Below are 21,586 nucleotides of genomic sequence, written 5' to 3' on the forward strand. Positions count from 1 at the left end.
GGAGGGGACGGGCCGGAGGGGCAGGGGTGTGGGACGTAAAGCGAAGCAGTCCCATACCCCTGCCCCGGAGGCCCGTCACCGCACCCCGACAGCCCCGCGCAGCGGACCCCGCCCGCCGCAGGCGCAACGGCGAGCAACCACCACGGCGGGAAAGCCAAAAACGTGGGAAGAACCTAGGACCCCTCGGGTCCGATTCGGCTGCGGACGGCCGTCTGGACCTCGTCCTCCTCGGCCGGGTCGGCGGCGAGGCGCCGCAGCTGTTCGACGACCCGGTCGTCGCCGGTGGCGGCGTGCCGGGCGGCCAGTTCCCGGGTGGTCTCCTCGCAGTCCCACAGGCACTCGACGGCGAAGCCGGCCGCGAACCCGGGGTCGGTGGCGGCGAGCGCTCCGGCGGCCCGACCGCGGAGGTGGGAGGAGGAGGTTTCGCGGTAGATGTGCCGCAGGACGGGGGCGGCGCAGCCGACGCCGAGGCGGCCGGTGCCGTCGACCAGCTCCCACAGGCCGTCGGCGTCCGGCCCCTCCTCGCGCACGGTCCTGCGCAGCGCGGCCAGCACCAGCTCGGCGTCGCGCCGCCCGCCTCGGCGGGCGAGCACCGCGGCGGCGGCCACGCCCAGCCGGTCCGCCCGCGGCGCCCACAGACGGGCCCGCTCGACCGCGGCCACACTGCGCATCCGCGCAAAGGCGCCCAGCGCGGCGGAGACCAATTGCTCGGAGGAGAAGAGGTCGGCCACCGCGGCCTCGATCAGGTCGAGGGTGCCCGGGTCGCCGCGCTCGGCGAGGTGGTGGAGCACGGCGGCGCGCGCCGCGTCCGGGGCGCTGCGCGCGGCGCGGAGCAGCTCGGGGCGGTCCTCGGGGCCGGCGACGGCGCCCAGGCAGCGGGCGGCGGCGTGGTGCCGGTGTTCGGCGGGCTCCAGCTCCAGGCCCTGCTGGGCCCAGTCCAGAACCTCGGTCACGCTCCAGCCGGGGCGCGGCCCGCGGGGTTGCAGCTGCCGCTGCCAGCGGTCGAAGGAGCCCTGTTCCCCGGCGGCGGCCAGACGTGCGCCGTAACGGGAGTCCTCGGCCCACAGCCGCCAGGGCCGGGGCTCGAAGGCGTCGCGGACGGCGGCGGCCAGCTCGGCCTCGCCCTGCTCGGTCTCGGGGAAGCGGGCGAGGACGGCGTGGGCGAGGGTCATCAGCCCGGCGTCGTCGTCACGCAGCGCAAGCTCGTCCAGGGCCCAGCGCCAGTTGCTGCCGACCGCGGCATAGCTGCGCAGCAGCAGACGGGCGGCGTCCCTGCCGTACGCGGCGAGGTGGCCGAGGACGGCGAGGGCGAGGCCGGTGCGCTCCTCGCCGGTGTCGACGAGGTCGTCGGGGTGGAAGAGGTGACGTTCGATCTCCTCTAGCCCGCCGTCGAGCTGCATGTAGAGGCGTGCGTAGTAGAGCGAGCGGTTCTCGACCTGCCAGTCGCGCCGGGGGTCGCGCAGCACGCTGTCGTTGAGTGCCGCGAGCGCCTCGGCCCGCGGCGCCGCGAGGGCATGCAGGGTCCCGTCGCCGCGGCCTCGCTGCAGGAGGCCGAGCAGGGTGCCACTGGGCGCTATGTCTGGATCGAACATGAGGTCAGCATCCGGTGCGGGGGACAGGCTGGCAACGGGATTTCCGCTGACCGGCATTCTTGCCGGTGACCGCGGGCCGTAAGCCTCGTTCCCACCATGGATCGGCGGGAACGCCTGCTGTACGGCGGCCGAAGCCTAGCGTGGAAGCTGTTATTCCGCCGATTCGCCCCGGGGTTTCCCCAGGACGGCCGGTGGCATATGCCAGATGCACCACCGTATCGGGTAGTGCCAAATCCCTTACGGACCGTCGCCGCCTGTGCAACAGTCGTTACCGGCCCTCAGCCCGGCGCCGCCTGATCACGGAGTACGTCATGCCGCCCCCTCTCTTCGCGGATCACCCAGCCGACCGGCCCCCCGAGCGTGAAACGGTCGAGGCACTCATCACGCAGGCGCGCCGCCTGCGCGGTGGCCTCGACGCGGTCCGCCGGGAGTCCACGGTGGACACCGACCTCGCCGCCGACCCGCAGCTGCGCTGGCAGCGGGCCCTGTGCGATCTCGCCGTGCACCACCTCGACGACCTCGGGGGCCATCTCGACCAGCTGAGAGAGGGCCTGCCCGCCGAGAGCGAGGACGACCGGGCGCCGGAGGCCGGGCCGCCGGCCGCCCCGCCGGAGCCCGAGCCCCATGAGCGGGGCTCGCTGCTGCGCCGGGTGGGCAGCGCCGAGTGGAATCTGCTCACCGACGAGGTCAGCTGGTCCGACGAGCTGTTCACGATGTTCGGCCGGGCCCCGTCCGACGGCCCGCTCACCCTCGACGAGCTGCCGTCCCTGGTCCACCCCGAGGACCAGGACGGGCTGGCCACGATGGTCACGGACTGTCTGGTGGACGGCCGGCCGATCGACGGCGAATTCCGCATCGTGCGTCCGGACGAGAGCCTGCGCACGGTGCACATGGTGGGCGAGCCGGTGCTCGACGCCGACGGCAGTACCGCCTGCATGTGGGCCGTGCTGCGGGACGTCAGCGAGCTGCGCCGCAGCCAGCAGGCGGTACACGAGACCCGTGACTCGCTGCACCGCGAGCGGCAGATCGCGCAGACCGAGCACCGGCTTGCGGTCGAGCTGCAGGAGGCTGTGCTACCGCCGTGGCGCGGCTCCCTGCGGTTCCCGCACGGCGGCCCGGTGGCCCTCGACCTCGCCGGGCGCTATCTGCCGTCCGGCACCCGCGCCCTGGTCGGCGGGGACTGGTACGACGCACTGCAACTCCCGGACGGCAGCACCCTGCTGAGCGTCGGCGATCTCACCGGGCACGGCGTCACCGCCACGTCCGGAATGGCGATGGTGCTCGGCGCGCTGCGCGGTATGGCGGTCGCCGGTCACCGTCCGGGACCCCTGATGGGCTTCCTCAACCAACTGCTGGACACCGCCACCCAGCCGGCGCTGGGCAGCGCGGTGTGCGGCCGGTTCGACCCCGCCGCACGGACGCTGGAGTGGGCCCAGGCGGGGCACCCCGCACCGCTGCTGTTCCGCGGCGGCACGGGGCGCGCGCTGGAGCCGCCCGAGGGGGTACTCCTCGGGGCGACCTCGGGTGCGTCCTACACCCAGCACACCGAGCAGCTGGAGCCCGGCGACCTCCTCGTCCTGCACACCGACGGCCTTGTCCCGCGCCGTGCGCAGGGCGCGGATGCCGCCCATGAGGGAGCCGAGCGGCTCCTCGCCCTGGCGCCGCGGTTCGCCGCCGCACGCAGTGCCCAGGACAGCGTCCGTATCGTCGTCGAGGAGTTCGGCACCGCCGAGCGCGAGGACGACGCCTGTGTGCTGATCGCCCGGGTCGGCGGCTGACACACATCGGGGCAGCTGAGGGCGGACCGTTGCTGGTGGCGGCCGCCCTGGTGATGTGGGTCGGCGGACCGGCGGTGGACAGGTGAGGCGGCAGGGCCGCGGAGGACGTTTCGCCCTCTGCGGCTGCAGATGACGCACCGTCACATCCCGCGTCGCCGCCCGCCTCAGGCCGAGAAGTTCTTTCCCACGCCCGCCCCGATACCGGGGCCCAGGCCCGATCCCTTGGACTTGGGCTTCGCCTTCGGCAGGACATGCTGGATCTCCTCGCGCAGGTCCTGGATCTTGGCGTAGTTCGCGTACTGCCCCGTGAGCCGGAACATTTCACGGAGCCGGTCCCAGGTCCGATGCGAGGAATTCTCCCCGATGGACACCAGCGCCAGCCTGGCGTAACGGTCGGCCTGTTCGGGGTCGTTGCCGATGAAGCAGGCCGACGCCATCGAGAGGTAGTCGAAGATCTGCGACCGCTGACGGCCGTTCTCCCGCAGCGTCAGTGCCCGCTTGGCGTGGTGCTGGGCGACCCTGGCGACCGAGGGATCGTGGTCGGCGAGGGTACGGAACGCCAGCGCCTGCATGCCGTGCAGATCCGCCTCGTCGAACATCTGCATCCAGCTCGGCGGCGGCACATCGCCCTTGTCCGAGACGAACAGATCCTCCGCCTCGCCCAGGGTGCGGCGCATCGCCTGGCCGTGCCCCTTGGACGCCTGCGCCCAGGCCTCGATGGTGTGCAGCATGGCGCGGGTGCGCGGCAGGGTTTCCGCGCCGGAACCGGACTTGGCCAGCTTCATCAGATCCAGCGCGTCGTCCGGGCGGCCCAGATGGACCATCTGGCGGGCGGCACGCGAGAGCGCCTCCCCGGCACGGGGGCGGTCGCCGCCCTCGCGGGCCGCATGGGCGGCGATGATGAAGTACTTCTGGGCGGTGGGCTCCAGGCCCACGTCGTGGGACATCCAGCCGGCCAGCACCGCCAGATTGGCGGCCACCCCCCACAGCCTGCGCTGCAGATGCTCGGGGTGGCGGTAGGCGAGCATGCCGCCGACCTCGTTGAGCTGGCCCACCACGGCCTTGCGCTGCAGGCCGCCGCCGCGGGCCGCGTCCCAGGCGCGGAACACCTCGACCGAGCGCTCCAGCGCATCGATCTCCTGCGACCCCACGGGGGCCGCCTCGTAGCGGTCGAAGCCGATCTGATCGAGTTCGTCGAAGGAGTCGGTAGCGAACGGGGCATCGTGGCGTGGGGCGCCGGCCGGTGTCGGGTCGGTGTGCAGCCAGTCGTGCATGGCGCCGGTGAGTGCGGAACCCGCGGCGAGCGCAGCGCCCGCACCCACCAAGCCGCGTCGGTTGAGCATGAGGTCCATTCCCGTGAATTCCGTGAGGACCGCAGCGGTCTGTTCGGGAGCCCACGGCAGACCGTCCATGGCCTGCCGCTTCCCCGAGCGACCGGTTCTTGCGAACCCGAGGTCCTCGATGGTTACGACACGGCCGAGGCGCTCGGTGAACAGGGAAGCCAGAACCTTGGGCACCGGATCGCGCGGGGTCTCCCCCATGTCGATCCAGCGCCGCACTCGTGAGGTGTCGGTCGCCAGCTGCGGATGGCCCATGGCCGCCGCCTGCCGGTTGACCAGTCTCGCCAGCTCTCCTTTGGACCAGCCGGCCAGGCCGAAAAGGTCCGCGAGACGGGTGTTCGGCTGCCTGTCCACGTCAAGCCCCCAGGTTCCTCGACTGAGTTGACAGTAACGGCCGGTGACATGCGCTGTGTCCATTCGCCAGGGTTCGCCACCCTGCGCCAGATGGTCTGCCACCCGCAGCCACGTGTTCTGTAGATATGCCGCCCCCGGCCTGGTGGCGGGACCGCATTCCCCAGGGTGCGCGCCCTTCACAGGGACCCTGGATCGGCCTCCTGCACGGGGCCCGTTCACGGGTTCCCACCACCGGGCCGGGGAGCGCACGCAACTCGCCGGCGCACGAAGGGATCTGTCTCACCCATGTATGCAGCATCGTCCGCCGTGACCGCCCCCACCCGGCCGCACCGCCCGCACCCCACCGGAGGCGGGCCGTATCTCGACCCCTCCCCCTCCGCGGGGGCGGTCACCGGTCTCCCCGGCGGCCGTACCCGGCGGGTGCAGGGGACAGGCACCCAACCGCTCAGCGGGCGGCTCGACTTGTCCGGCCCCCAGGGCGCCCAGCTGCGCGCCGCCGTCGCCTCGGTGCACCGCGTCTGCCCGGAGTTCAACCCGGTGCAGGTGCTGCGTCGCAGCGGCAGATCCGTCCTCCTCGTGGGGACGACGGGCCGGATGACCGCGGTCGCCAAGTGTTTACTTGACCAGTCTCCGGCCTGGGCGGAAAGGTTCCGGCAGGAAATAAGTGCATACCGCGCATTCGTCCGGCATCGTCCGCCGGTACGGGTGCCGCGGCTGGTGGCGGCCGATCCCGACAACTGCACCCTCATCATGGAGCGGATGCCCGGCCGGGTCGCGGCCCTGACCCGGCACCCGTCCGAGGCCCCGCCCCGCGCGGACGTACGGGCCGCGCTCGGCGCGATCTGCCGGATCAATCTCTGGCGTCCGCCGTCCGGGCTGTTCGAGACCCCGCTGGACTACGCCGGCCGGATCGGCCGCTATCACGACCTGGGGCTGCTCACCGACCGGGACCTGGGCGATCTGCAGAAGCTGATGCACGGGCTGTCGCACACCCAGGGCCAGTTCTGTCACGGCGATGCGCTGCTGAACAATGTGCTGCTGTCCCCCGCGGGCCCGGTGCTGCTGGACTGGGACAACGCGGGCTGGTATCTGCCGGGCTACGACCTGGCGACGCTGTGGTCCGTGCTCGGTGATGCACCGGTGGCCCGCCGCCACATCAGCCAGCTCGCCCAGAACGCGGGACCGGCCTCGCGGGACGCCTTCCTGGTGAATCTGATGCTGGTGCTCACCCGCGAGATCCGACGCTATGAAACCGCGGTCCAGCGGACCATGCGCGAGCCCACGCCGACGGGGGCACCGGGTCCGGGACATCCCGGCGTGCCCGCGGCGGGCGAGGAGCAGCGGCTGCTCCTGCGCCGACTGCACGACGACTGCCAGATGGCGCGGCGTGCGGTACGGGCGGCGGTCGGCACCCGCTGACCGCCGAGGGGGGACTGTGAGCGGCGCACCCGGGCACGGGGTGCGCCGCTCACCCATGTGCGCCCGTCCAACCGCCGGCTCTGCTCCTCGGCGGCCCGCCGGGCCGGGTCATTGGTCCATTCCACTGACACTCCGCGGGCCCGGCACCGGTCCGGGAAGGCTCCTCTGGAGACGCCCTGACATGCGGAATCCCGAACCGGCATGGTGATTGACGGACCGTCGGCAAACGGATAGCTCTAAGCCGACAGGGGGCTCTAGTCTCGGGTCCCGCCCGTGCGGCCGTTTGCGCACCCACCGTCACACCGCCCCGGTTCGGGCCGGCTCAAGGAGGTTGCTTTGCAAGGATCCGCCCCGGAAGACGAGAAGAGAGTCCCCCGCCCCGCCCTGCGGAAATCCGCCACCGCCGTCGCGGCCGCGGTGCTGCTGCTGCCGCTCTCGGGAGCGCCGTCCGCACAGGCCGGGCAGCCCCGGACGGACGCGCTGCAACGCGCCTTCACCGAGGCCGCCGCCCGCTTCCATGTGCCGCGCAGTGTGCTGCTCGGCGTCTCGTACCTGGAGTCCCGCTGGGACGCTCACGGTGGCGCGCCCAGTGTCTCCGGGGGCTACGGTCCGATGCATCTGACCGACGCCCGTACGGCCCTGACGCGGACGCCCGAGTTCAGCGAGGGCGACGAGGATGCGCGCGGCGACGGGTCGCGGGCCCGTAAGAGGGTGCCGTCCGGTGCGGCGCGGCGGGCCGCGCTGCCCACCGAACTCCCGGCCCGGCTCCGTACGTTGCCGACGGCCGCGAAGCTGACCGGGATTCCGGCCGAGAAGCTGCGCACCGACCCCGCGGCGAATGTGCTCGGCGGTGCGGCGCTGCTCGCCGCGGAGCAGCGCAAGCTGGGGACGGCCGCCGGCCGCGACCCGGCACGGTGGTACGCGGCAGTGGCGCGCTACGGCGGTCAGGACAGTGCGCGCAGCGGTAAGGCCTTCGCGGACGAGGTGTACGCGGTGATGCGCCAGGGCCAGGCCCGCACCACCGACGCGGGACAGCGGGTCACACTGGCCGCCGCACCGGGTCTGGCTCCTGACGCCACGCAGCAGAAACGTCTCAGCGCGCCGGCCACCAAGGCCTCGGCGGCGCCCGCCGCTCGCACGCTGGAGTGCCCGTGGAACGTCGCCTGCGAGTCGGTCCCGGCGCCGTACGAGGAGTTCGGCGACGGTGACTACGGCAACCACGACAAGGCGGACCGTCCCGCGGACCAGCGGGTCAGCGCCATCGTCATCCATGACACCGAGGGGTCCTGGGAGACCACGCTGAAGCTGATCAAGGACCCGGCGTATGTGTCCTGGCACTACACGATCCGCTCCTCGGACGGTCTGATCGCCCAGCATGTGCCGACCAAGGACGTCGCCTGGCATGCGGGGAACTGGTACATCAACTCGCACTCCGTCGGCATCGAGCACGAGGGCTTCCTGGCCGCGCCGGACGCCTGGTACACGGAGGCGATGTACCGCACCTCGGCCCGTCTGGTGAAGTATCTGAGCCGCAAGTACGACGTGCCGCTCGACCGGCAGCACATCCTGGGGCACGACAATGTGCCCGCCACGACGACGGCCACCATCCCGGGTATGCACACCGACCCCGGCCCGTACTGGGACTGGGCGCACTACTTCACCCTGCTGGGTAAGCCGTTCAAGGCCACCGCGGGCCCGCGTGGCGGGCTGGTCACCATCCGCCCCGACTACGACGAGAACCAGCCGGCGTACACCGGCTGTGCGAAGGCCGGTGAGCCCTGTGCGCCGCACGGCTCCACGGCGGTCCGGCTGTACAGCGCGCCGGACGAGGACGCACCGCTGGTCAAGGACGTCGGACTGCACCCGGACGGCAGCGCCTCGACGACCGGTGTGAACGACACCGGCGCCCGCGCCACGACGGGTCAGCGGTTCGCGGTGGCCGGCCGGTCCGGCGACTGGACCGCGATCTGGTACCTCGGGCAGAAGGCGTGGTTCCACAATCCGCACGACGAGCGGGTGGCGGTGCCCGCCAAGGGACGGATCGCCACACCGAAGGCCGGCCGGCAAGAGATCCCGGTCTACGGCCGGGCGTACCCGGAGAAGGACGCCTACCCGGCCGGGGTTCCGTACCAGACGGTCTCCCCGCTGCCGTACAAGCTCGCCGCCGGCCAGAAGTACGCCGTCGGGGGCCGGATGAAGGGCGACTACTTCTACTCCCCGACCTTCGATGTCAGCAAGCATGCGATCGTGCGCGGCAAGGACGTCTACTACGAGATCCAGCTCGGGCACCGGGTCGGTTATGTGCGGGCGGCCGACGTCGAGGTGCGGCGCTCGGGTTCCTGAACACCGTCGGGTGAACGCGTCGCGCCCGGTGGACGGGGGAACCGTCCACCGGGCGCGACCGTGTCCGCTCCGGTACCGCGCCGGGGCTCAGCCCTGCTGGAAGAGCTCCGCCGGCAGCGGCTTGAGCAGGGCGTAGAGGTCGTCGGTGATCGGCCGGTCCCAGCTGGCGATGGTGACCAGTACGCCGTCGCTGCGGTCGAACTGAGCGCAGGAGATCCGGCTCTCGGAGCACTTGATGCGCTTGACGATCAGCAGGTTGTCCTCGTGCATCACCGGGGTGTCCTCGCTCTCGACGACCGTCACCGGTTCGTCGTTGCCGAGCGCCGCGAGCAGCTGGGCCACCTCGAAGGGCACCTGGTCGTCCTCGAGCTCGCGGGCCGGGGAGCCTTCCGGCAGATTGCCGATGATCATCGCGGGGCCGCGGCCGCCGAACAGGTCGTAGCGGAGGAAGACACCCTGGCAGCTTCCGTCGGGCGCGGGCAGCAGCCCGGCTCCGAGGTTGCCCGGCCAGTCCCCGGGGTCCATGGCGAGGACGTCGAAGTCAGGCCCGGCGGGCGTGGCTGCGCTGCGGCGGCGGAGGAAGGACATGCCGCCATCGTACGTGGCCCGGCCGGGCGCGCCGCGCGGACGTCGGGGTCAGCGACACCCCGTGCGCGGCGCCGCCGCCGGCTCCGGTGGCCGGTGGTCTCAGGCCTGGTGGGCCAGTGCGCGAAGCCGCCGCAGCGCCTCGTCGGCGGCGGCATACGGCACGAAGAGGTGATCGTGGTGGAAGCCCGCGACGACATTGCAGCTGAGGCCGGCCTGGGCGAGTGCGGTGGCGACGGCGGCGGTCAGTCCGACGGCGTCCAGCGCGGAGTGCACCCGCAGGGTGATCCAGGCGGCGACGTAGTCGTACGCCAGGCCCGCGCGGTCGGCCTCTTCCTGGTGGACGACGAGGGTGCGGCCTTCGGGCTCGGTGACGGTGACCACCGGCGTCAGCTCCTCGGGGATCGCGCCGGGGACGCTGGCAAAGACGTAACGGCCCTCGTTCCGCTCGGGACGCATCCCGCTCAGCAGGGCCCGGAGATCACGTTCGCCCGTCATGCCACCAGCCTACGGGGCGTCGCCCCGGGCTTCCCGGCGTCGCTCGTGATGGCGGGCGACCCGGGCGCGGTTGCCGCAGGAGGGGCTGCACCACTCCTGGCGGGCGTGGTCCTTGACGAAGTAGCGCACACAGCGCGGGGCGGGGCAGGCCCGCAACAGGGCGCGGTCCGGCCCGTCGAGGAAGGTGAGCGCGGCGCGGGCCAGCGCGGCGACGATCCGGTCGGCGGCCGGCGGGGAACCGGCCGGCCACAACCGCAGTGTGGGCCGGGCATCCGGCTCCCAGCTGAGCCGGGGCACCGTGGGGACCAGGGCCGCGGCGGCGTTCAGCCGGCGGACCGCCTCTGCTTCCGGGAGCAGCCGGTGGGCGTCGGCGGAGCTGGGCGGTCCCGGCCGGACGGCGCGGGCGAACAGCGCCCTGACCGCAGCCCGCAGCTCCCGTACGGCGGTGTGCAGCGCCTCGTCCACGGCGACCGGTTGCCCGGCGCAGTCCAGCAGCGCGGCCCGCTCGCGCACCCAGACCGCGAGCCCCTCCGGACCGGCGAGGTCATCGGTGACGCCGCCGTGTCCGTCGTGGCGGATGGTGACGGCGAGGTCAAGCGTGAGCCGTGTGGCGACCATGAGGCTAATGGTAACGTCGCCAGCAACCATTAGCCGGCTGAGGGGGGCGGTGTGGCCGACATTCGTCAACTGCTGTGCGTTCTCCCGGTCTTCGCGGGTGAGCTGCCCGCATCCGATCCGCCGACGGCACCCGACGGCCCGGTGGGACCGCTCACCGTATGGCCCCTCGGTGCCGTACGGGCGCAGGCCCCCGAGCCGCATGCCATGACGAAGGAGCTGCTGTGGCCATGACGACGGAGCACCCGATGCCGGCCGAGGCGGTACGGGCCGGGATCGAGGCGGGCCAGGAGCGGCTGCGCGCCCTGCTGCCCGCCCTGACCGACGCCGGGGTGCGGGAGCCCAGCGAGCTGCCCGGCTGGTCCCGCGCCCATGTCCTCTCGCACCTCGAAGGCGTCGCGCTGGCCCTGGCCCGGCAGGCCCGCTACGGGCTGCGCGGTGAGCTGATCGAGCCGTACGACGGCGGACGCCCGGCGCGCAACGCCGCGATCGAGGCCGGAGCGGTGCGGAGTGCGGCGGCGCTGGGGGATGCCGTACGGGCCGCACTGGCCGAGGCGTCCGCGGCCTGGGCGGCGGTCGGCCCGGCCGACTGGTCGCGGCCGGTGCGGCACCGCAACGGTGATCTGCGCTCCGCGTTGCTGGCCTGGTGGCGGGAGTTGGAGATCCATACGGCGGACGCGGGGATCGGCCACGGCCCGCGGGACTGGCCAACGGAGCTGTGCCACCACCTCCTGGACCATATGGCGCCCCGCGTTCCCGAGGACCTGCACCTCGTCGTGACGGCCACGGACGGCACGCTGTCACGGCACTACGGTTCCGGGGACGCGCCGACGGTGACCGTGCGCGGCCCGCTCACCGACCTCGCGGCCTGGCTGACCGGCCGCAGGCCGCACCACCCGCTCGACTGCCGCCGGTCGGGGGCGCTGACCCCGCTGCCCGAGCTGCTCGGCTGGCCGTAACGGGTCCGGCACCGCCTCCTGGAAGGAACCTCGCCCCGTGCCTCCCCCCGGGTCCGGCAGTCCTCCCGTGCTCAACCTCTGGAAGGCGGGCCTGCGTGCGGTACCGCCCGGCGTCTGGCGGCGCACGGACTGGGAGGTGCTGATCCTCGCCGACAACGCGCTGACCGAGATCCCGGCGGCGCTCGGCCGGCTGCGCGCCCTGCACACCCTCGACCTCGGCCACAACTCCCTGGCCGCGGTCCCCGACGAGATCGGCGGCCTCGCCGGGCTGACCCGCTTTCTCTACCTGCACGACAACCGGCTCACCGCGCTACCGGACACCCTCGGCGGACTGGACCGGCTCGGCTATCTCAACGTCGGCGAGAATCCGCTCGGGCGGCTGCCGGCCGCGCTCGGCGAGCTGGCCGGGCTGGTCGAACTCCGCGCGCAGCAGGCGGAGTTGAGCGGACTGCCGGAGTCGCTGGGGCGGCTCGGCCGGCTCCGGGAGCTGTGGCTGGGCGGCAATGCGCTGACGACACTGCCCGGGAGCCTCGCGGCGCTGCGCGAGCTGCGCGTGCTGGAGCTGCGGGACAACGCCCTCTCCCACGTCCCGGAGGCGCTGCGCGCTCTGCCGCTGCTGCGCCGGATCGACCTGCGCGGCAACCGGATCGCGGAGCTGCCGCCCTGGATCGCGGAGCTGCCGTCGCTGGAGAAGCTCGATCTGCGCTGGAACACCGTGGCGGACGGGGCGGAACCGGTCCTGGCGCTCCGGGAGAGCGGGTGCGTGGTGCTCACCTGACCGCCGTCGCTCCTCGTATCCGTTGCGGGGCGTGCCCTGCGCGCCGGGAGACACGCCCTGGAGACACGCCCTACGTGAGGTCGAATTCGCCCTCGCGCGCGTCGAGGACGAAGGCGCGCCACTCGGCGGGGGTGAAGATCACCGCCGGGACCTCGGGACTGCGGCGGTTGCGCATCGCGATATAGCCCTCGACGAAGGCGATCTGGACATCGCCCACGCCCTGGCTGCTCGACTGCCACTCGGCCCGCGTCAGGTCGAGATCAGGCCTGGGCCCGCCCACGAGCCGCTGCTCCGTGATGCTGTCGGTCACGTGTACCGCACCTCCCGGTTCGTCGTCCGCGGTCAGCCTAACCACTGCCCCCGGGGACGGACAGGGGACGTGGCGAGGCGGTGGAGTGGTGATCCGGGGGCGGGCGCACCGGCCGGGCGCGCCCGCCCCCGGTGGAAGTCAGCCGCCCGGCGTGTCGGCACCCACCAGCCACATCGAGAAGAACTGCGAGCCCCCGCCGTAGGCATGCCCCAACGCCCTGCGGGCGCCGTCGACTTGGTGGTCGCCGGCCTGGCCGCGTACCTGGAGGGCGGCCTCCGCGAAGCGGATCATGCCGGAGGCGCCGATCGGGTTGGTGGACAGCACCCCGCCGGAGGGATTGACGGGGAGCGCGCCGTCGAGTTCGGTGACGCCGGACTCGGTGAGCTTCCAGCCCTCGCCCTCCTCGGCGAAGCCCAGGTTCTCCAGCCACATCGGCTCGTACCAGCTGAAGGGGACGTACATCTCCACCGCGTCGATCTCCCGGCGCGGGTCGGTGATACCGGCCTGCCGGTAGACGTCGGCGGCGCAGTCCTTGCCGGCCTGCGGCGAGACGAAGTCCTTGCCGGCGAAGAGGGTGGGTTCGCTGCGCATCGCGCCGCCGTGCACCCAGGCCGCCGGGTGCGGTGCGCGGGCGGCCCCGGAGCGGTCGGTGAGGATCATGGCGCAGGCCCCGTCGGAGGACGGGCAGGTCTCTGAGTAGCGGATCGGGTCCCAGAGCATCGGCGAGGCCTGGACCTTTTCGAGGGTGAGGTCCTTCTCGTGGAGATGGGCGTAGGGGTTCTTGAGGGCGTTGCGGCGGTCCTTGTAGGCGACGAGGGAGCCGATGGTGTCCGGGGCGCCGGTGCGCCGCATGTACGCGCGGATGTGCGGGGCGAAGAAGCCGCCGGCGCCAGCGAGCAGGGGCTGCTGGAAGGGGATCGGCAGGGACAGGCCCCACATGGCGTTGGACTCGGACTGCTTCTCGAAGGCGAGGGTGAGGACGGTGCGGTGGACCCGGGCGGCGACGAGGTTGGTGGCGACGAGGGCGGTGGAGCCGCCGACCGAGCCGGCGGTGTGCACCCGCAGCATCGGTTTGCCGACGGCGCCCAGGGCGTCGGCGAGGTACAGCTCCGGCATCATCAGGCCCTCGAAGAAGTCGGGGGCCTTGCCGATCACCACGGCGTCGATGTCCGCCCAGGTCAACTCGGCGTCGTCCAGGGCACGCCGGGCGGCCTCGCGGACGAGTCCGGCGAGGGAGACATCGCGGCGGGCGGCGACGTGCCGGGTCTGGCCGATGCCGACGACGGCCACGGGCTCCTTGCTCATCACTCACCCTCCAGGACGGCGACCAGGTTCTGCTGCAGGCACGGCCCCGAGGTGGCGTGCGCGAGGGCGCGGTCGGATTCACCGCGCTGGATACGGGTGGCGGCCTCGCCCAGGCGGATCAGCCCGGCGGCCATGACGGGGTTGGCGGCGAGCGCGCCGCCGGACGGGTTGATCCGGACCGTACTGTCCGGCGCGTCGAGCTTCAGGGCGCGGCGCAGCACGACTTCCTGGGAGGTGAAGGGGGCGTGCAACTCGGCGGTGTCGGGGGGCCGTTCGAAGGCGCCGGCGCGCTCGGCGGCGAGCCGGGTGGAGGGTGAGTCGGTGAGGTCGCGGACGCCCAGGCCGGGTGCCTCGATGCGGTGATCGAGGCCGCGTATCCAGGCGGGGCGGTCGGTCAGCCGGCGGGCGGTGTCGCCGGCGGCAAGGACGACGGCGGCCGCGCCGTCGCCGATGGGCGGGCAGTCGCCGGTACGCAGCGGGGCGACGAGGTGCTCGCCGGCGGGCACGGCGCCGCGCAGCTGGGCGTGCGGATTGGACTCGGCGGCCGTGCGGCTACGCGCCGCGATACCGGCCAGTGCCCGCTCGTCGGTCAGCTCCGCGTCGATCAGTGCCTGGGCCTGGAGGGCGGCGAGCGCGACCGAGTCGGGCCACAGCGGGGCCACGTAGTAGGGGTCGAGCTGACGGGTGAGGACCTCGCGGACGTCGCCCGGCGAGGACTTGCCGTACGCGTAGACCAGCGCGGTCTCCGCCTCGCCGGTGAGGAGCTTCACCCAGGCCTCGTACAGCGCCCAGGCGCCGTCCATCTCTACATGGGACTCGGAGATCGGCGGCCAGGCGCCGACGCCGTCCAGGGCCATGGTGAAGGAGAAGGCGCGGCCGGCGAGGTAGTCGGAGGAGCCGGAGCAGGTGAAGTCGATGTCCCGGGCGGCCAGGCCGGTCCGGTCCAGCACCTCGTGCAGTACCGGCATCAGCATCTCGACCTCGGAGGTCTCCGCGCTGTCGCGGACATGATCGCTCTGCCCGAAGGCGACGATGGCGACCTCGCGCATCAGATCAGCTCCTTGTAGCTGTCGTAGTCGGCATCGGGTTCGCCGGTGGGGCGGTAGTGGTCGGGGAAGCGGCCGTGCCCGGTCCATACGGGTTCCACCCGCAGCCCCATGCGGACCCGGTCGTACGGGATGCCGCCGATCCGGGCGTGCAGGGCCAGGTCGGCGCCGTCCAGGGCGATATGGGCGTAGACGTAGGGGACTTCGATGTCGAGATTCGCCGAATGGCGAGCCTTGATGTTGACGATGCAGAAGGTGGTGACGGTGCCGCGGGGGCCGACCTCGACCTGGGTGTCGGTGGCGACACCGCAGGTGGGGCAGGCGCCGCGGGGCGGAACGTAGACCTTGCGGCAGGAGGGGCAGCGTTCGCCGATGGTCTTCTGGTCCGAGAGCGCCCGGATGTAGCGGGACTGGGCGCGGCCGGGCGCGTAGGTGTAGTCGAGCCGGGCGGGGGTGGTGATTCCGGTGACGGGGTGCGCGAACTCCCCGCTGTGCGGGGCCGGTGCACCGTCGCGGCCGGGGCTGTCGTCCGGCTCGAAGCAGGCGATGTCGGTGATCGCCCCGGTGCGCTCCGCGGCCCAGCGGACGCGGACCCGCATTCCGGTGCGTACCGCGTCGGGGCCGGGTGCGTCCAGTGCGTGCAGCAGCGCGGTGTCGGCGCCGTCGAGCCGGACCAGGACCCAGGCGAAGGGGGTGGCGAGCGGCTGGCCCCGGCGGGGGGACGGGTTCCAGGCCCAGGTGGTGACGGTGCCGCGGCTGCCCACCTCGACCAGCTCGCGGATCTCCTCGGCGGTGACCGGGTCGTACTCGGTCGGTGGTACGACCACCCGGCCGTCGCTCGCCGTGACACCGAGGACGGTGCGCTCACGCAGCCCGGTGAGAAAGGCGCTCTGGACCGGGCCGAGCGAGCGGGTGAAGGGGAACTCCACGACGAGGGGTGCCGTGAGGACCTCGGGCATACGGGACTCCTTGGGTCAGGCCCGCCGGTAGACGGGCGGGCGCTTCTCCGCGAAGGCCCGGGAGCCCTCTTTGGCGTCGGCGGTGTCGAAGACCGGCCAGCCGCGGGCGAGTTCGGCGGCCAGCCCGTCGGTCTCGGTCATGTCGGCGGTCTCGTAGACGGAGGCCTTGACGGCCTCGACGGCCAGCGGTCCGCAGCCGTTGATCAGATCGGCGATCGCAAGGGCCTTGTCGCGCGCGGTTCCCTCGGGCACGACATGGCCGATCAGTCCGATGCGTTCGGCCTCGCGTGCGGGGTAGGGCCGGCCGGTGAGCAGCATCTCCAGGGCGTGGGTGCGGGGGATCTGGCGGGCGAGACGGACGGTGGAGCCGCCGATGGGGAACAGTCCGCGCCGGACCTCGAAGAGCCCGAAGGTGGCGCTCTCACCGGCGACGCGGATGTCGGTGCCCTGGAGGATCTCCGTTCCGCCCGCGACGCAGTGCCCCTCGACGGCGGCGATCACCGGCTTGCGGGGGCGGTGGTGCCGCAGCATCGCCTTCCAGTGCAGGTCCGGGTCGGCTCGCAGCCGGTCGCGGTACTGCTCGCCGGCCATCCCGTCGCCCGCGAGGGCCTTGAGGTCCATTCCGGCGCAGAAGGTGCCGCCGGCACCGGTGAGGACGATGGAGCGGATCCCGTCGTCCTCGTCGGCGGCGAGCCAGCCGTCGTACAGGCCCACCAGCATCGGCAGCGAGAGCGCGTTCTTCGCCTCCGGCCGGTTGAGGGTGAGCACCAGTGTCGCGCCCACGCGCTCCACCGACAGATGTTCCGTACCACCCATGTTCCGTCCTCCCGTCTCACGACGAGAACAGGTTGCAGTAGCCGCACAGCGACTTCAAGGCTTTTCTGACAGACAGTCAGATTTCTTGTCCGTGGCCCTTCCCTGCTCCTCGCGGCGGCGCTCTAATGACCGCCAAGCCGACGCCCGCCCGGTCTGGAGGAGACGTGGAGTACAACCTTGCCGACCTCTTCGAGTCGATCGTCGACACGGTCCCCGACCGCGAGGCGCTGGTGTACGTCGACCATCCCGGGACCGGCGCCGAGCGGCGGCTGACGTACGCGGAGCTGGACCGCGCGGCCAACCGCCTGGCCCATCACCTCGCCGACCAGGGCATCGGCCCCGGCCGGCACGTCGGACTGCACCTCTACAACGGCGTCGAGTACCTCCAGGCCGTCTACGCCTGTCTGAAGATCCGCGCCGTTCCGGTCAACGTCAACTACCGCTACGTGGAAGAGGAGTTGGCCTACCTCTACCGGGACGCCGACCTGGCGGCGCTGGTCTTCGACGCGGAGTTCACCGCCCGGGTGGCCGCCGTTCTCCCCCAGGCACCCGGGCTACGGCATCTCGTACGGGTCGGCACCCCGCCCGACGGCACCCCCGAGCCCCGGATCGCACCCGTCGCGCTCGCCGACGCCGAGGCCGCCGGCTCTCCCGCGCGCGGCTTCGGCCCGCGCTCCGCCGACGACCGGATCGTCATCTACACCGGCGGCACCACCGGATTACCCAAGGGCGTGATGTGGCGCCACGAGGACATCTTCTTCTCCGGGATGGGCGGCGGGGCACCGACCGGTGAACCGGTCACACGGCCGCAGGAGCTGGCCGAGCGGGTCGCGGCCGGGGGCGACGGCCTGGTCTTCTTCCCCACGCCCCCGCTGATGCACGGCACCTCCACCCTCACCGCGTTCATCGCCTTCCACTTCGGCCAGAAGGTCGTCATCCACCGCAAGTACGTGCCCGAGGAGGTGCTGCGGACCGTCGAGCGGGAGCGGGTCACCAGCGTTTCGCTGGTCGGCGATGCGATGCTGCGCCCGCTCGTCGATGCGCTCGGCGGGCCGCTCAAGGACACCGACTGCTCCTCGCTGTTCAGCGTCAGCAGCTCCGGCGCGATCCTCTCCGAGACCGTACGCGCCCAGTTCAGCGCGCTGGTCCCGCACGTCATGCTGCTCAACAACTTCGGCTCCTCGGAATCCGGCTTCAACGGCACCGCGACCGAGGACTCGGGCCCGGACAAGGGCTTCCGGCTGCGCGTCAACTCCCGTACGGCAGTGGTGGATCCGGCGACGTACGAGCCGGTCCCGGTCGGCGAGGTGGGCCGGATCGCCCTGCGCGGGCACGTACCACTGGGCTATTACAACGACCCCAAGAAGACCGCCGAGACCTTCTTCGAAGCGCACGGTGACCGATGGGTGCTGCTGGGCGATATGGCCACCGTCGACGAGGGGGGCATCGTCACCGTCCTCGGCCGGGGCTCGCAGTGCATCAACTCCGGTGGCGAGAAGATCTATCCGGAAGAGGTCGAGCAGGCGCTGAAGGCGCATCCGGACGTCTATGACGCGCTGGTGGCGGGGGTGCCGGACGAGCGGTGGGGCCAGCGCGTCGCCGCCGTGGTCCACCTCCGTCCCGGGGCGCCGGAGCCGGACCTGGCGGACATCCAGCTCCACTGCCGGACGCGGCTGGCGGGCTACAAGATTCCGCGCGCCGTGGTCTTCACCGACCACATCCGGCGTTCACCCAGCGGCAAGGCGGACTACCGCTGGGCGAAGGCGGTGGCGGCGGGCGAGCCGACGGCCTGAGGCGGGCGGCTGCGCCCGCCCGGGGTCTCAGCCTCCGTCGCAGACCGACCGCAGCGAGCGGGCCAGTGCGCCCGTGTGCAGTCCGTCCAGCTGCCGCTCCTGGCCTACCCGCACGGCGGCCGCGGTCAGCAGCGGAGCGCAGTACGGCGCCGAGCGGGCATACGGGGAGCCGGCGATGGCCCGCACCAGCTCGCCGTTGACGCGGTTGATCTCCTTCCGCACCTCGCCGAGGTCGGGCCGCTCGGTCGGCGCCCGGCCGGGGTCCGCCTCCCACGCACGGTGCAGCCCCCGCTGCACGATCTTGCTCGCCTCGATCTGGTCCCGGAAGATCCGCACCGTGACCGCCGGATCGGCGCCCAGCTGCCGCGCCTGTTCCGCCACCGCCCGCAGCACCTCCCGCTCCCGGACCGGGTCGTCGACCGGGCTGTCGGTGCCCCATTTCGCCGCGGCCACCAAATCGCCGGTGGCCAGCCGCTCCGCGGACAGCGCGGCGAGCGGGCGGAGTTGACCGTACGGGGAGTGTCCGGTGGCGGTGGCCGGTGCGGTGGCGGTGGCCGGTGCGGCGGCCGGTGCCGGCGGGGCGGCCGGTGCCGCGACGGCCCCGGCGGCGCCGGTGAACAGGGCGGTCGCGGCGGCGCCGGCGATCAGGGCGCTCCGTATCGAGGTGGTCAGCTGCACGGTCGGCCTTTCTCGAACCTCAGGGACCCCGAGGGGAGTTCATGGGGGGCATACAGCCGCGAGCCTAAGCCCCGATCCACCGACATGGAGGAAAAGTGACGCGTCGGCAGTGACCGCTCGATACGAAGGACGGAACATCACCCTTTCGGGTGACATGAGGTGCCGCCCATTGCCACGCCATGTCGCGAGTGGCTACTTGGCGTAGGGAACTGCTGTGCTCGTCGACGGAGGAGCCGGCTCGCGACACGCCCCGTCCGCCGACCCGATGGATTCAGGGAGCACCCCTATGCCGGTCGCACCGAACCAAGGATCGACCGGTGGGGGCGATGCAGTCACCCTCACCGGCACCCACTTCACCGGCACCACCAGCGTGCGCTACGGATCGCGCCAGGCCACGAGTTTCACGGTCGTCAGCGACACCACTACCACCACCATCACCCCGTCCGGCGGCGGCGCCGTCCCGGTCTCTGTCACCACTCCCGGAGGAACGGGGATTGTCGGCACCTTCTACTACCTGCCGCCCCCCTCCTTCCGCCTCGTCCCGCCTCCCGCGGGCCCCCTGGCCGGCGGCAATACGGTGATCCTCACCGGCATCGGCCTCTACACCACGAGTGAGGTCCGATTCGGTACGCAGGCCGCCGTGTTCACCGTCGACTCGGACGGCCAGCTCACCGTGACCGCTCCAGCGGCGGCCTCCGCGGGTCCGGTGGGGGTCACCGTGACCACCAGGGGCGGAGTCGCCAGCGGAGTCACCTACACCTACCTCAACGCGCCGTCCCTCACCGTCGTCACCCTCGACTCGGGACCGGTGGACGGCGGCAATCTCGTCGTCATCACCGGGACCGCCTTCTCCTACACCACCGGCGTCACCTTCGGTGGCACGCCCGTTCTCTCCTACCGGATCGCTTCGGACACCGAGATCGACGCCGTGGTACCGGCCGGAACGCTCGGCCCGGCCGACGTCTCCGTCACCACCCTCGGTGGCACCACAACCGCCCCGGACGCCTATACCTATCTGGGACGCTTCGCGGTGCTGGGCGGAGCGTCGGTCACCAACACCGGCCCCTCAAGCCTCACCGGAGACCTCGGAGTGAGTCCGGGAGTGTCCATTACCGGATTCCCGCCCGGCCAGGTGAACGGAACCATCCACATCTCGGATGCGGACGCCGTTCAGGGCCACGCCGATCTGATCGCGACATACGACAACGCCGTCGCCCAGATCCCGGATGCGAGCATCTCCGGAGACCTCGGCGGCCAGACACTGGCTCCCGGCGTCTACAACGCCGCCTCTTCCATCGGGCTCACCGGCACGCTCACGCTGGATGCCCAGGGCGACCGCAACGCCCGCTGGATCTTCCAAATCGGATCGACCCTGACGACGGCAACCGCGAGCGGCGTGCTGCTCACCAATGGCGCCACGGCCCGCAATGTCCTCTGGCTGATCGGAAGTTCAGCCACTCTGGGCACCGACACCGCCCTGGCAGGCAGGGTCCTGGCGCAGGTATCGATCACCGTGAACGCCGGTGTGACGGTCAACGGCCAGACCCTGGCCCGCGACGGCTCGGTAACCCTGGACACCAACAGCATCACCCGCCCGTGGTGAAGAGCCCCCCACACTGCGGATGACCGGCAACCGCTTCCCGCAGGCGGACCGGATGCTCCGAGCGCTCTTCGCTGCACCGGAGCAGGGCTTCGCGGCAGGCTACGGACGCGGCGCGAGGAACGAGTTGACCGCGGCGAAGAACTCTCCGGGGCGCTCCTCGTGGACGAGATGACCGGCGCCCTCCACCGTCACCAGGCGGGCATCGGGGAGCCGCTCGACCAGCTCGCCGAGGTGTCCCTGCGGGATATGGCTGGTCGCACCGCCGCCGATGACCAGGGTCGGTGCGGTGATCTTCTCCAGCGCCTCCCACCACACGGGGTCGGGGGCGTTGCGCTCCGCCACCACCGCGACCTCGGCCTGCCAGTCGAACGGCTGCGGGCCGGCCGGCTGCTCGGGCACCTCCTGCGGCGGGTCGGCGGGCAGCGGCGGGGGCACCTCTTCCAGGACCAGCCGGGCCACCAGATCCGGGCGCTCGGCGGCCACCAGCAGGGCGGCCAGCGCGCCCAGCGAGTGCCCGATGAGGGTCACCCGCGCCAGGCCGAGTGCCTGGAGGAAGCCGATCGCATCGTCCCGCCACCGCGCGAAACCGTACTCGCCCGGCCAGTCGCTGTGGCCGTGGCCACGCTGGTCGAGCGCGAAGACACGATGGGTGCCGGCGAGCCGGCCGACCACGCCGCGCCAGTCCTCGCCGTCCTCACCGAGGCGGTGCAGCAGCACGGCCGGGGGCGCGTCCCCCTCTCCCCACACCCGGTATGCCAGCTGGACCTCACCGACCTGCACTTTCCGGACGTCACTCATGCGCTGGACGCTACCCG

At 72.4% G+C, this 21,586-nt stretch carries 20 protein-coding genes; 8 read left to right on the forward strand and 12 right to left on the reverse strand.

Annotated elements, in window-relative coordinates:
• Positions 1 to 173: 173 nt before the first annotated feature.
• Positions 174 to 1,592: a HEAT repeat domain-containing protein gene (locus AB0C46_RS33590; protein ID WP_362832497.1), complete on the reverse strand. Its 1,419-nt coding sequence runs from the start codon at positions 1,590 to 1,592 to the stop codon at positions 174 to 176.
• A gap of 311 nt (positions 1,593 to 1,903) precedes the next feature.
• On the opposite strand from AB0C46_RS33590, the gene AB0C46_RS33595 reads away from it, so the two are divergent.
• Positions 1,904 to 3,370, forward strand: a complete 1,467-nt coding sequence (locus AB0C46_RS33595) for a SpoIIE family protein phosphatase (RefSeq protein ID WP_362832498.1) — start codon at positions 1,904 to 1,906, stop codon at positions 3,368 to 3,370.
• Between the two features lie 164 nt (positions 3,371 to 3,534).
• On the opposite strand, the gene AB0C46_RS33600 is transcribed toward AB0C46_RS33595, so the two are convergent.
• Complete coding sequence (locus AB0C46_RS33600; protein ID WP_362832499.1) at positions 3,535 to 5,064, reverse strand: hypothetical protein; 1,530 nt, start codon at positions 5,062 to 5,064, stop codon at positions 3,535 to 3,537.
• Between the two features lie 285 nt (positions 5,065 to 5,349).
• On the opposite strand from AB0C46_RS33600, the gene AB0C46_RS33605 reads away from it, so the two are divergent.
• Both AB0C46_RS33605 and AB0C46_RS33610 read left to right on the forward strand, forming a co-directional pair.
• A complete protein-coding gene (locus AB0C46_RS33605; RefSeq protein ID WP_362832501.1) occupies positions 5,350 to 6,483 on the forward strand; it encodes an aminoglycoside phosphotransferase family protein in 1,134 nt (377 codons plus the stop codon).
• Between the two features lie 336 nt (positions 6,484 to 6,819).
• Positions 6,820 to 8,826, forward strand: a complete 2,007-nt coding sequence (locus AB0C46_RS33610) for an N-acetylmuramoyl-L-alanine amidase (RefSeq protein ID WP_362832502.1) — start codon at positions 6,820 to 6,822, stop codon at positions 8,824 to 8,826.
• Between the two features lie 87 nt (positions 8,827 to 8,913).
• On the opposite strand, the gene AB0C46_RS33615 is transcribed toward AB0C46_RS33610, so the two are convergent.
• From AB0C46_RS33615 to AB0C46_RS33625, 3 genes are all read right to left on the reverse strand, one after another.
• Positions 8,914 to 9,414 carry a hypothetical protein gene (locus AB0C46_RS33615; protein ID WP_018090673.1) on the reverse strand — a complete coding sequence of 167 codons (501 nt, stop codon included), beginning with the start codon at positions 9,412 to 9,414 and terminating at the stop codon, positions 8,914 to 8,916.
• A 99-nt stretch (positions 9,415 to 9,513) separates the two neighbouring features.
• Positions 9,514 to 9,909, reverse strand: coding sequence for an ACT domain-containing protein (locus AB0C46_RS33620; protein WP_362832503.1), 396 nt, complete (start codon positions 9,907 to 9,909; stop codon positions 9,514 to 9,516).
• Between the two features lie 9 nt (positions 9,910 to 9,918).
• Positions 9,919 to 10,527: an ABATE domain-containing protein gene (locus AB0C46_RS33625; protein WP_362832504.1), complete on the reverse strand. Its 609-nt coding sequence runs from the start codon at positions 10,525 to 10,527 to the stop codon at positions 9,919 to 9,921.
• A gap of 51 nt (positions 10,528 to 10,578) precedes the next feature.
• On the opposite strand from AB0C46_RS33625, the gene AB0C46_RS33630 reads away from it, so the two are divergent.
• Genes AB0C46_RS33630 through AB0C46_RS33640 form a run of 3 tightly spaced genes read left to right on the forward strand, consistent with a single transcriptional unit; the run spans position 10,579 to position 12,261 of the window.
• On the forward strand, positions 10,579 to 10,758 hold the full coding sequence (locus AB0C46_RS33630) for a hypothetical protein (RefSeq protein ID WP_362832505.1): 180 nt from the start codon (positions 10,579 to 10,581) through the stop codon (positions 10,756 to 10,758).
• Positions 10,755 to 11,483 (forward strand): maleylpyruvate isomerase family mycothiol-dependent enzyme, encoded by a 729-nt coding sequence (locus AB0C46_RS33635; protein WP_362832506.1) that lies wholly within the window; start codon positions 10,755 to 10,757, stop codon positions 11,481 to 11,483. The genes AB0C46_RS33630 and AB0C46_RS33635 overlap by 4 nt, the downstream gene beginning before the upstream one ends.
• A 37-nt stretch (positions 11,484 to 11,520) precedes the next feature.
• Entirely contained in the window at positions 11,521 to 12,261 is a 741-nt protein-coding gene (locus AB0C46_RS33640; RefSeq protein ID WP_362832508.1) for a leucine-rich repeat domain-containing protein, read from the forward strand.
• Positions 12,262 to 12,331: 70 nt separating this feature from the next.
• On the opposite strand, the gene AB0C46_RS33645 is transcribed toward AB0C46_RS33640, so the two are convergent.
• The 5 genes from AB0C46_RS33645 to AB0C46_RS33665 form a co-directional block, all read right to left on the reverse strand.
• Complete coding sequence (locus AB0C46_RS33645; RefSeq protein ID WP_362832509.1) at positions 12,332 to 12,571, reverse strand: DUF397 domain-containing protein; 240 nt, start codon at positions 12,569 to 12,571, stop codon at positions 12,332 to 12,334.
• 138 nt (positions 12,572 to 12,709) lie between these two features.
• Entirely contained in the window at positions 12,710 to 13,876 is a 1,167-nt protein-coding gene (locus tag AB0C46_RS33650) for a thiolase domain-containing protein (protein WP_362832510.1), read from the reverse strand.
• Entirely contained in the window at positions 13,876 to 14,925 is a 1,050-nt protein-coding gene (locus AB0C46_RS33655) for a thiolase domain-containing protein (protein WP_362832511.1), read from the reverse strand. The genes AB0C46_RS33650 and AB0C46_RS33655 overlap by 1 nt, the downstream gene beginning before the upstream one ends.
• On the reverse strand, positions 14,925 to 15,881 hold the full coding sequence (locus AB0C46_RS33660; RefSeq protein ID WP_362832512.1) for an OB-fold domain-containing protein: 957 nt from the start codon (positions 15,879 to 15,881) through the stop codon (positions 14,925 to 14,927). Before AB0C46_RS33660 ends, AB0C46_RS33655 begins: the two co-directional genes overlap by 1 nt.
• 15 nt (positions 15,882 to 15,896) lie before the next feature.
• Complete coding sequence (locus AB0C46_RS33665; protein WP_362832513.1) at positions 15,897 to 16,697, reverse strand: crotonase/enoyl-CoA hydratase family protein; 801 nt, start codon at positions 16,695 to 16,697, stop codon at positions 15,897 to 15,899.
• A gap of 164 nt (positions 16,698 to 16,861) precedes the next feature.
• Between AB0C46_RS33665 and AB0C46_RS33670 the strand changes: the two genes are divergently transcribed.
• Complete coding sequence (locus AB0C46_RS33670; protein ID WP_362832514.1) at positions 16,862 to 18,490, forward strand: acyl-CoA synthetase; 1,629 nt, start codon at positions 16,862 to 16,864, stop codon at positions 18,488 to 18,490.
• Positions 18,491 to 18,517: 27 nt separating this feature from the next.
• On the opposite strand, the gene aroQ is transcribed toward AB0C46_RS33670, so the two are convergent.
• Entirely contained in the window at positions 18,518 to 19,168 is a 651-nt protein-coding gene (gene aroQ, locus AB0C46_RS33675) for a gamma subclass chorismate mutase AroQ (protein WP_362832516.1), read from the reverse strand.
• A gap of 286 nt (positions 19,169 to 19,454) precedes the next feature.
• Here aroQ and AB0C46_RS33680 point away from each other — a divergent pair, with 286 nt between their 5' ends.
• Positions 19,455 to 20,771 carry an ice-binding family protein gene (locus AB0C46_RS33680; RefSeq protein ID WP_362832517.1) on the forward strand — a complete coding sequence of 439 codons (1,317 nt, stop codon included), beginning with the start codon at positions 19,455 to 19,457 and terminating at the stop codon, positions 20,769 to 20,771.
• 99 nt (positions 20,772 to 20,870) lie between these two features.
• Here the strand turns inward: AB0C46_RS33680 and AB0C46_RS33685 are convergent, their stop codons facing one another.
• Positions 20,871 to 21,569, reverse strand: coding sequence for an alpha/beta hydrolase (locus AB0C46_RS33685; RefSeq protein WP_362832518.1), 699 nt, complete (start codon positions 21,567 to 21,569; stop codon positions 20,871 to 20,873).
• Between the last annotated feature and the right edge of the window lie 17 nt (positions 21,570 to 21,586).

The organism is Streptomyces sp. NPDC048637 (assembly GCF_040650675.1).
In the GTDB taxonomy this organism is placed as follows: domain Bacteria; phylum Actinomycetota; class Actinomycetes; order Streptomycetales; family Streptomycetaceae; genus Streptomyces.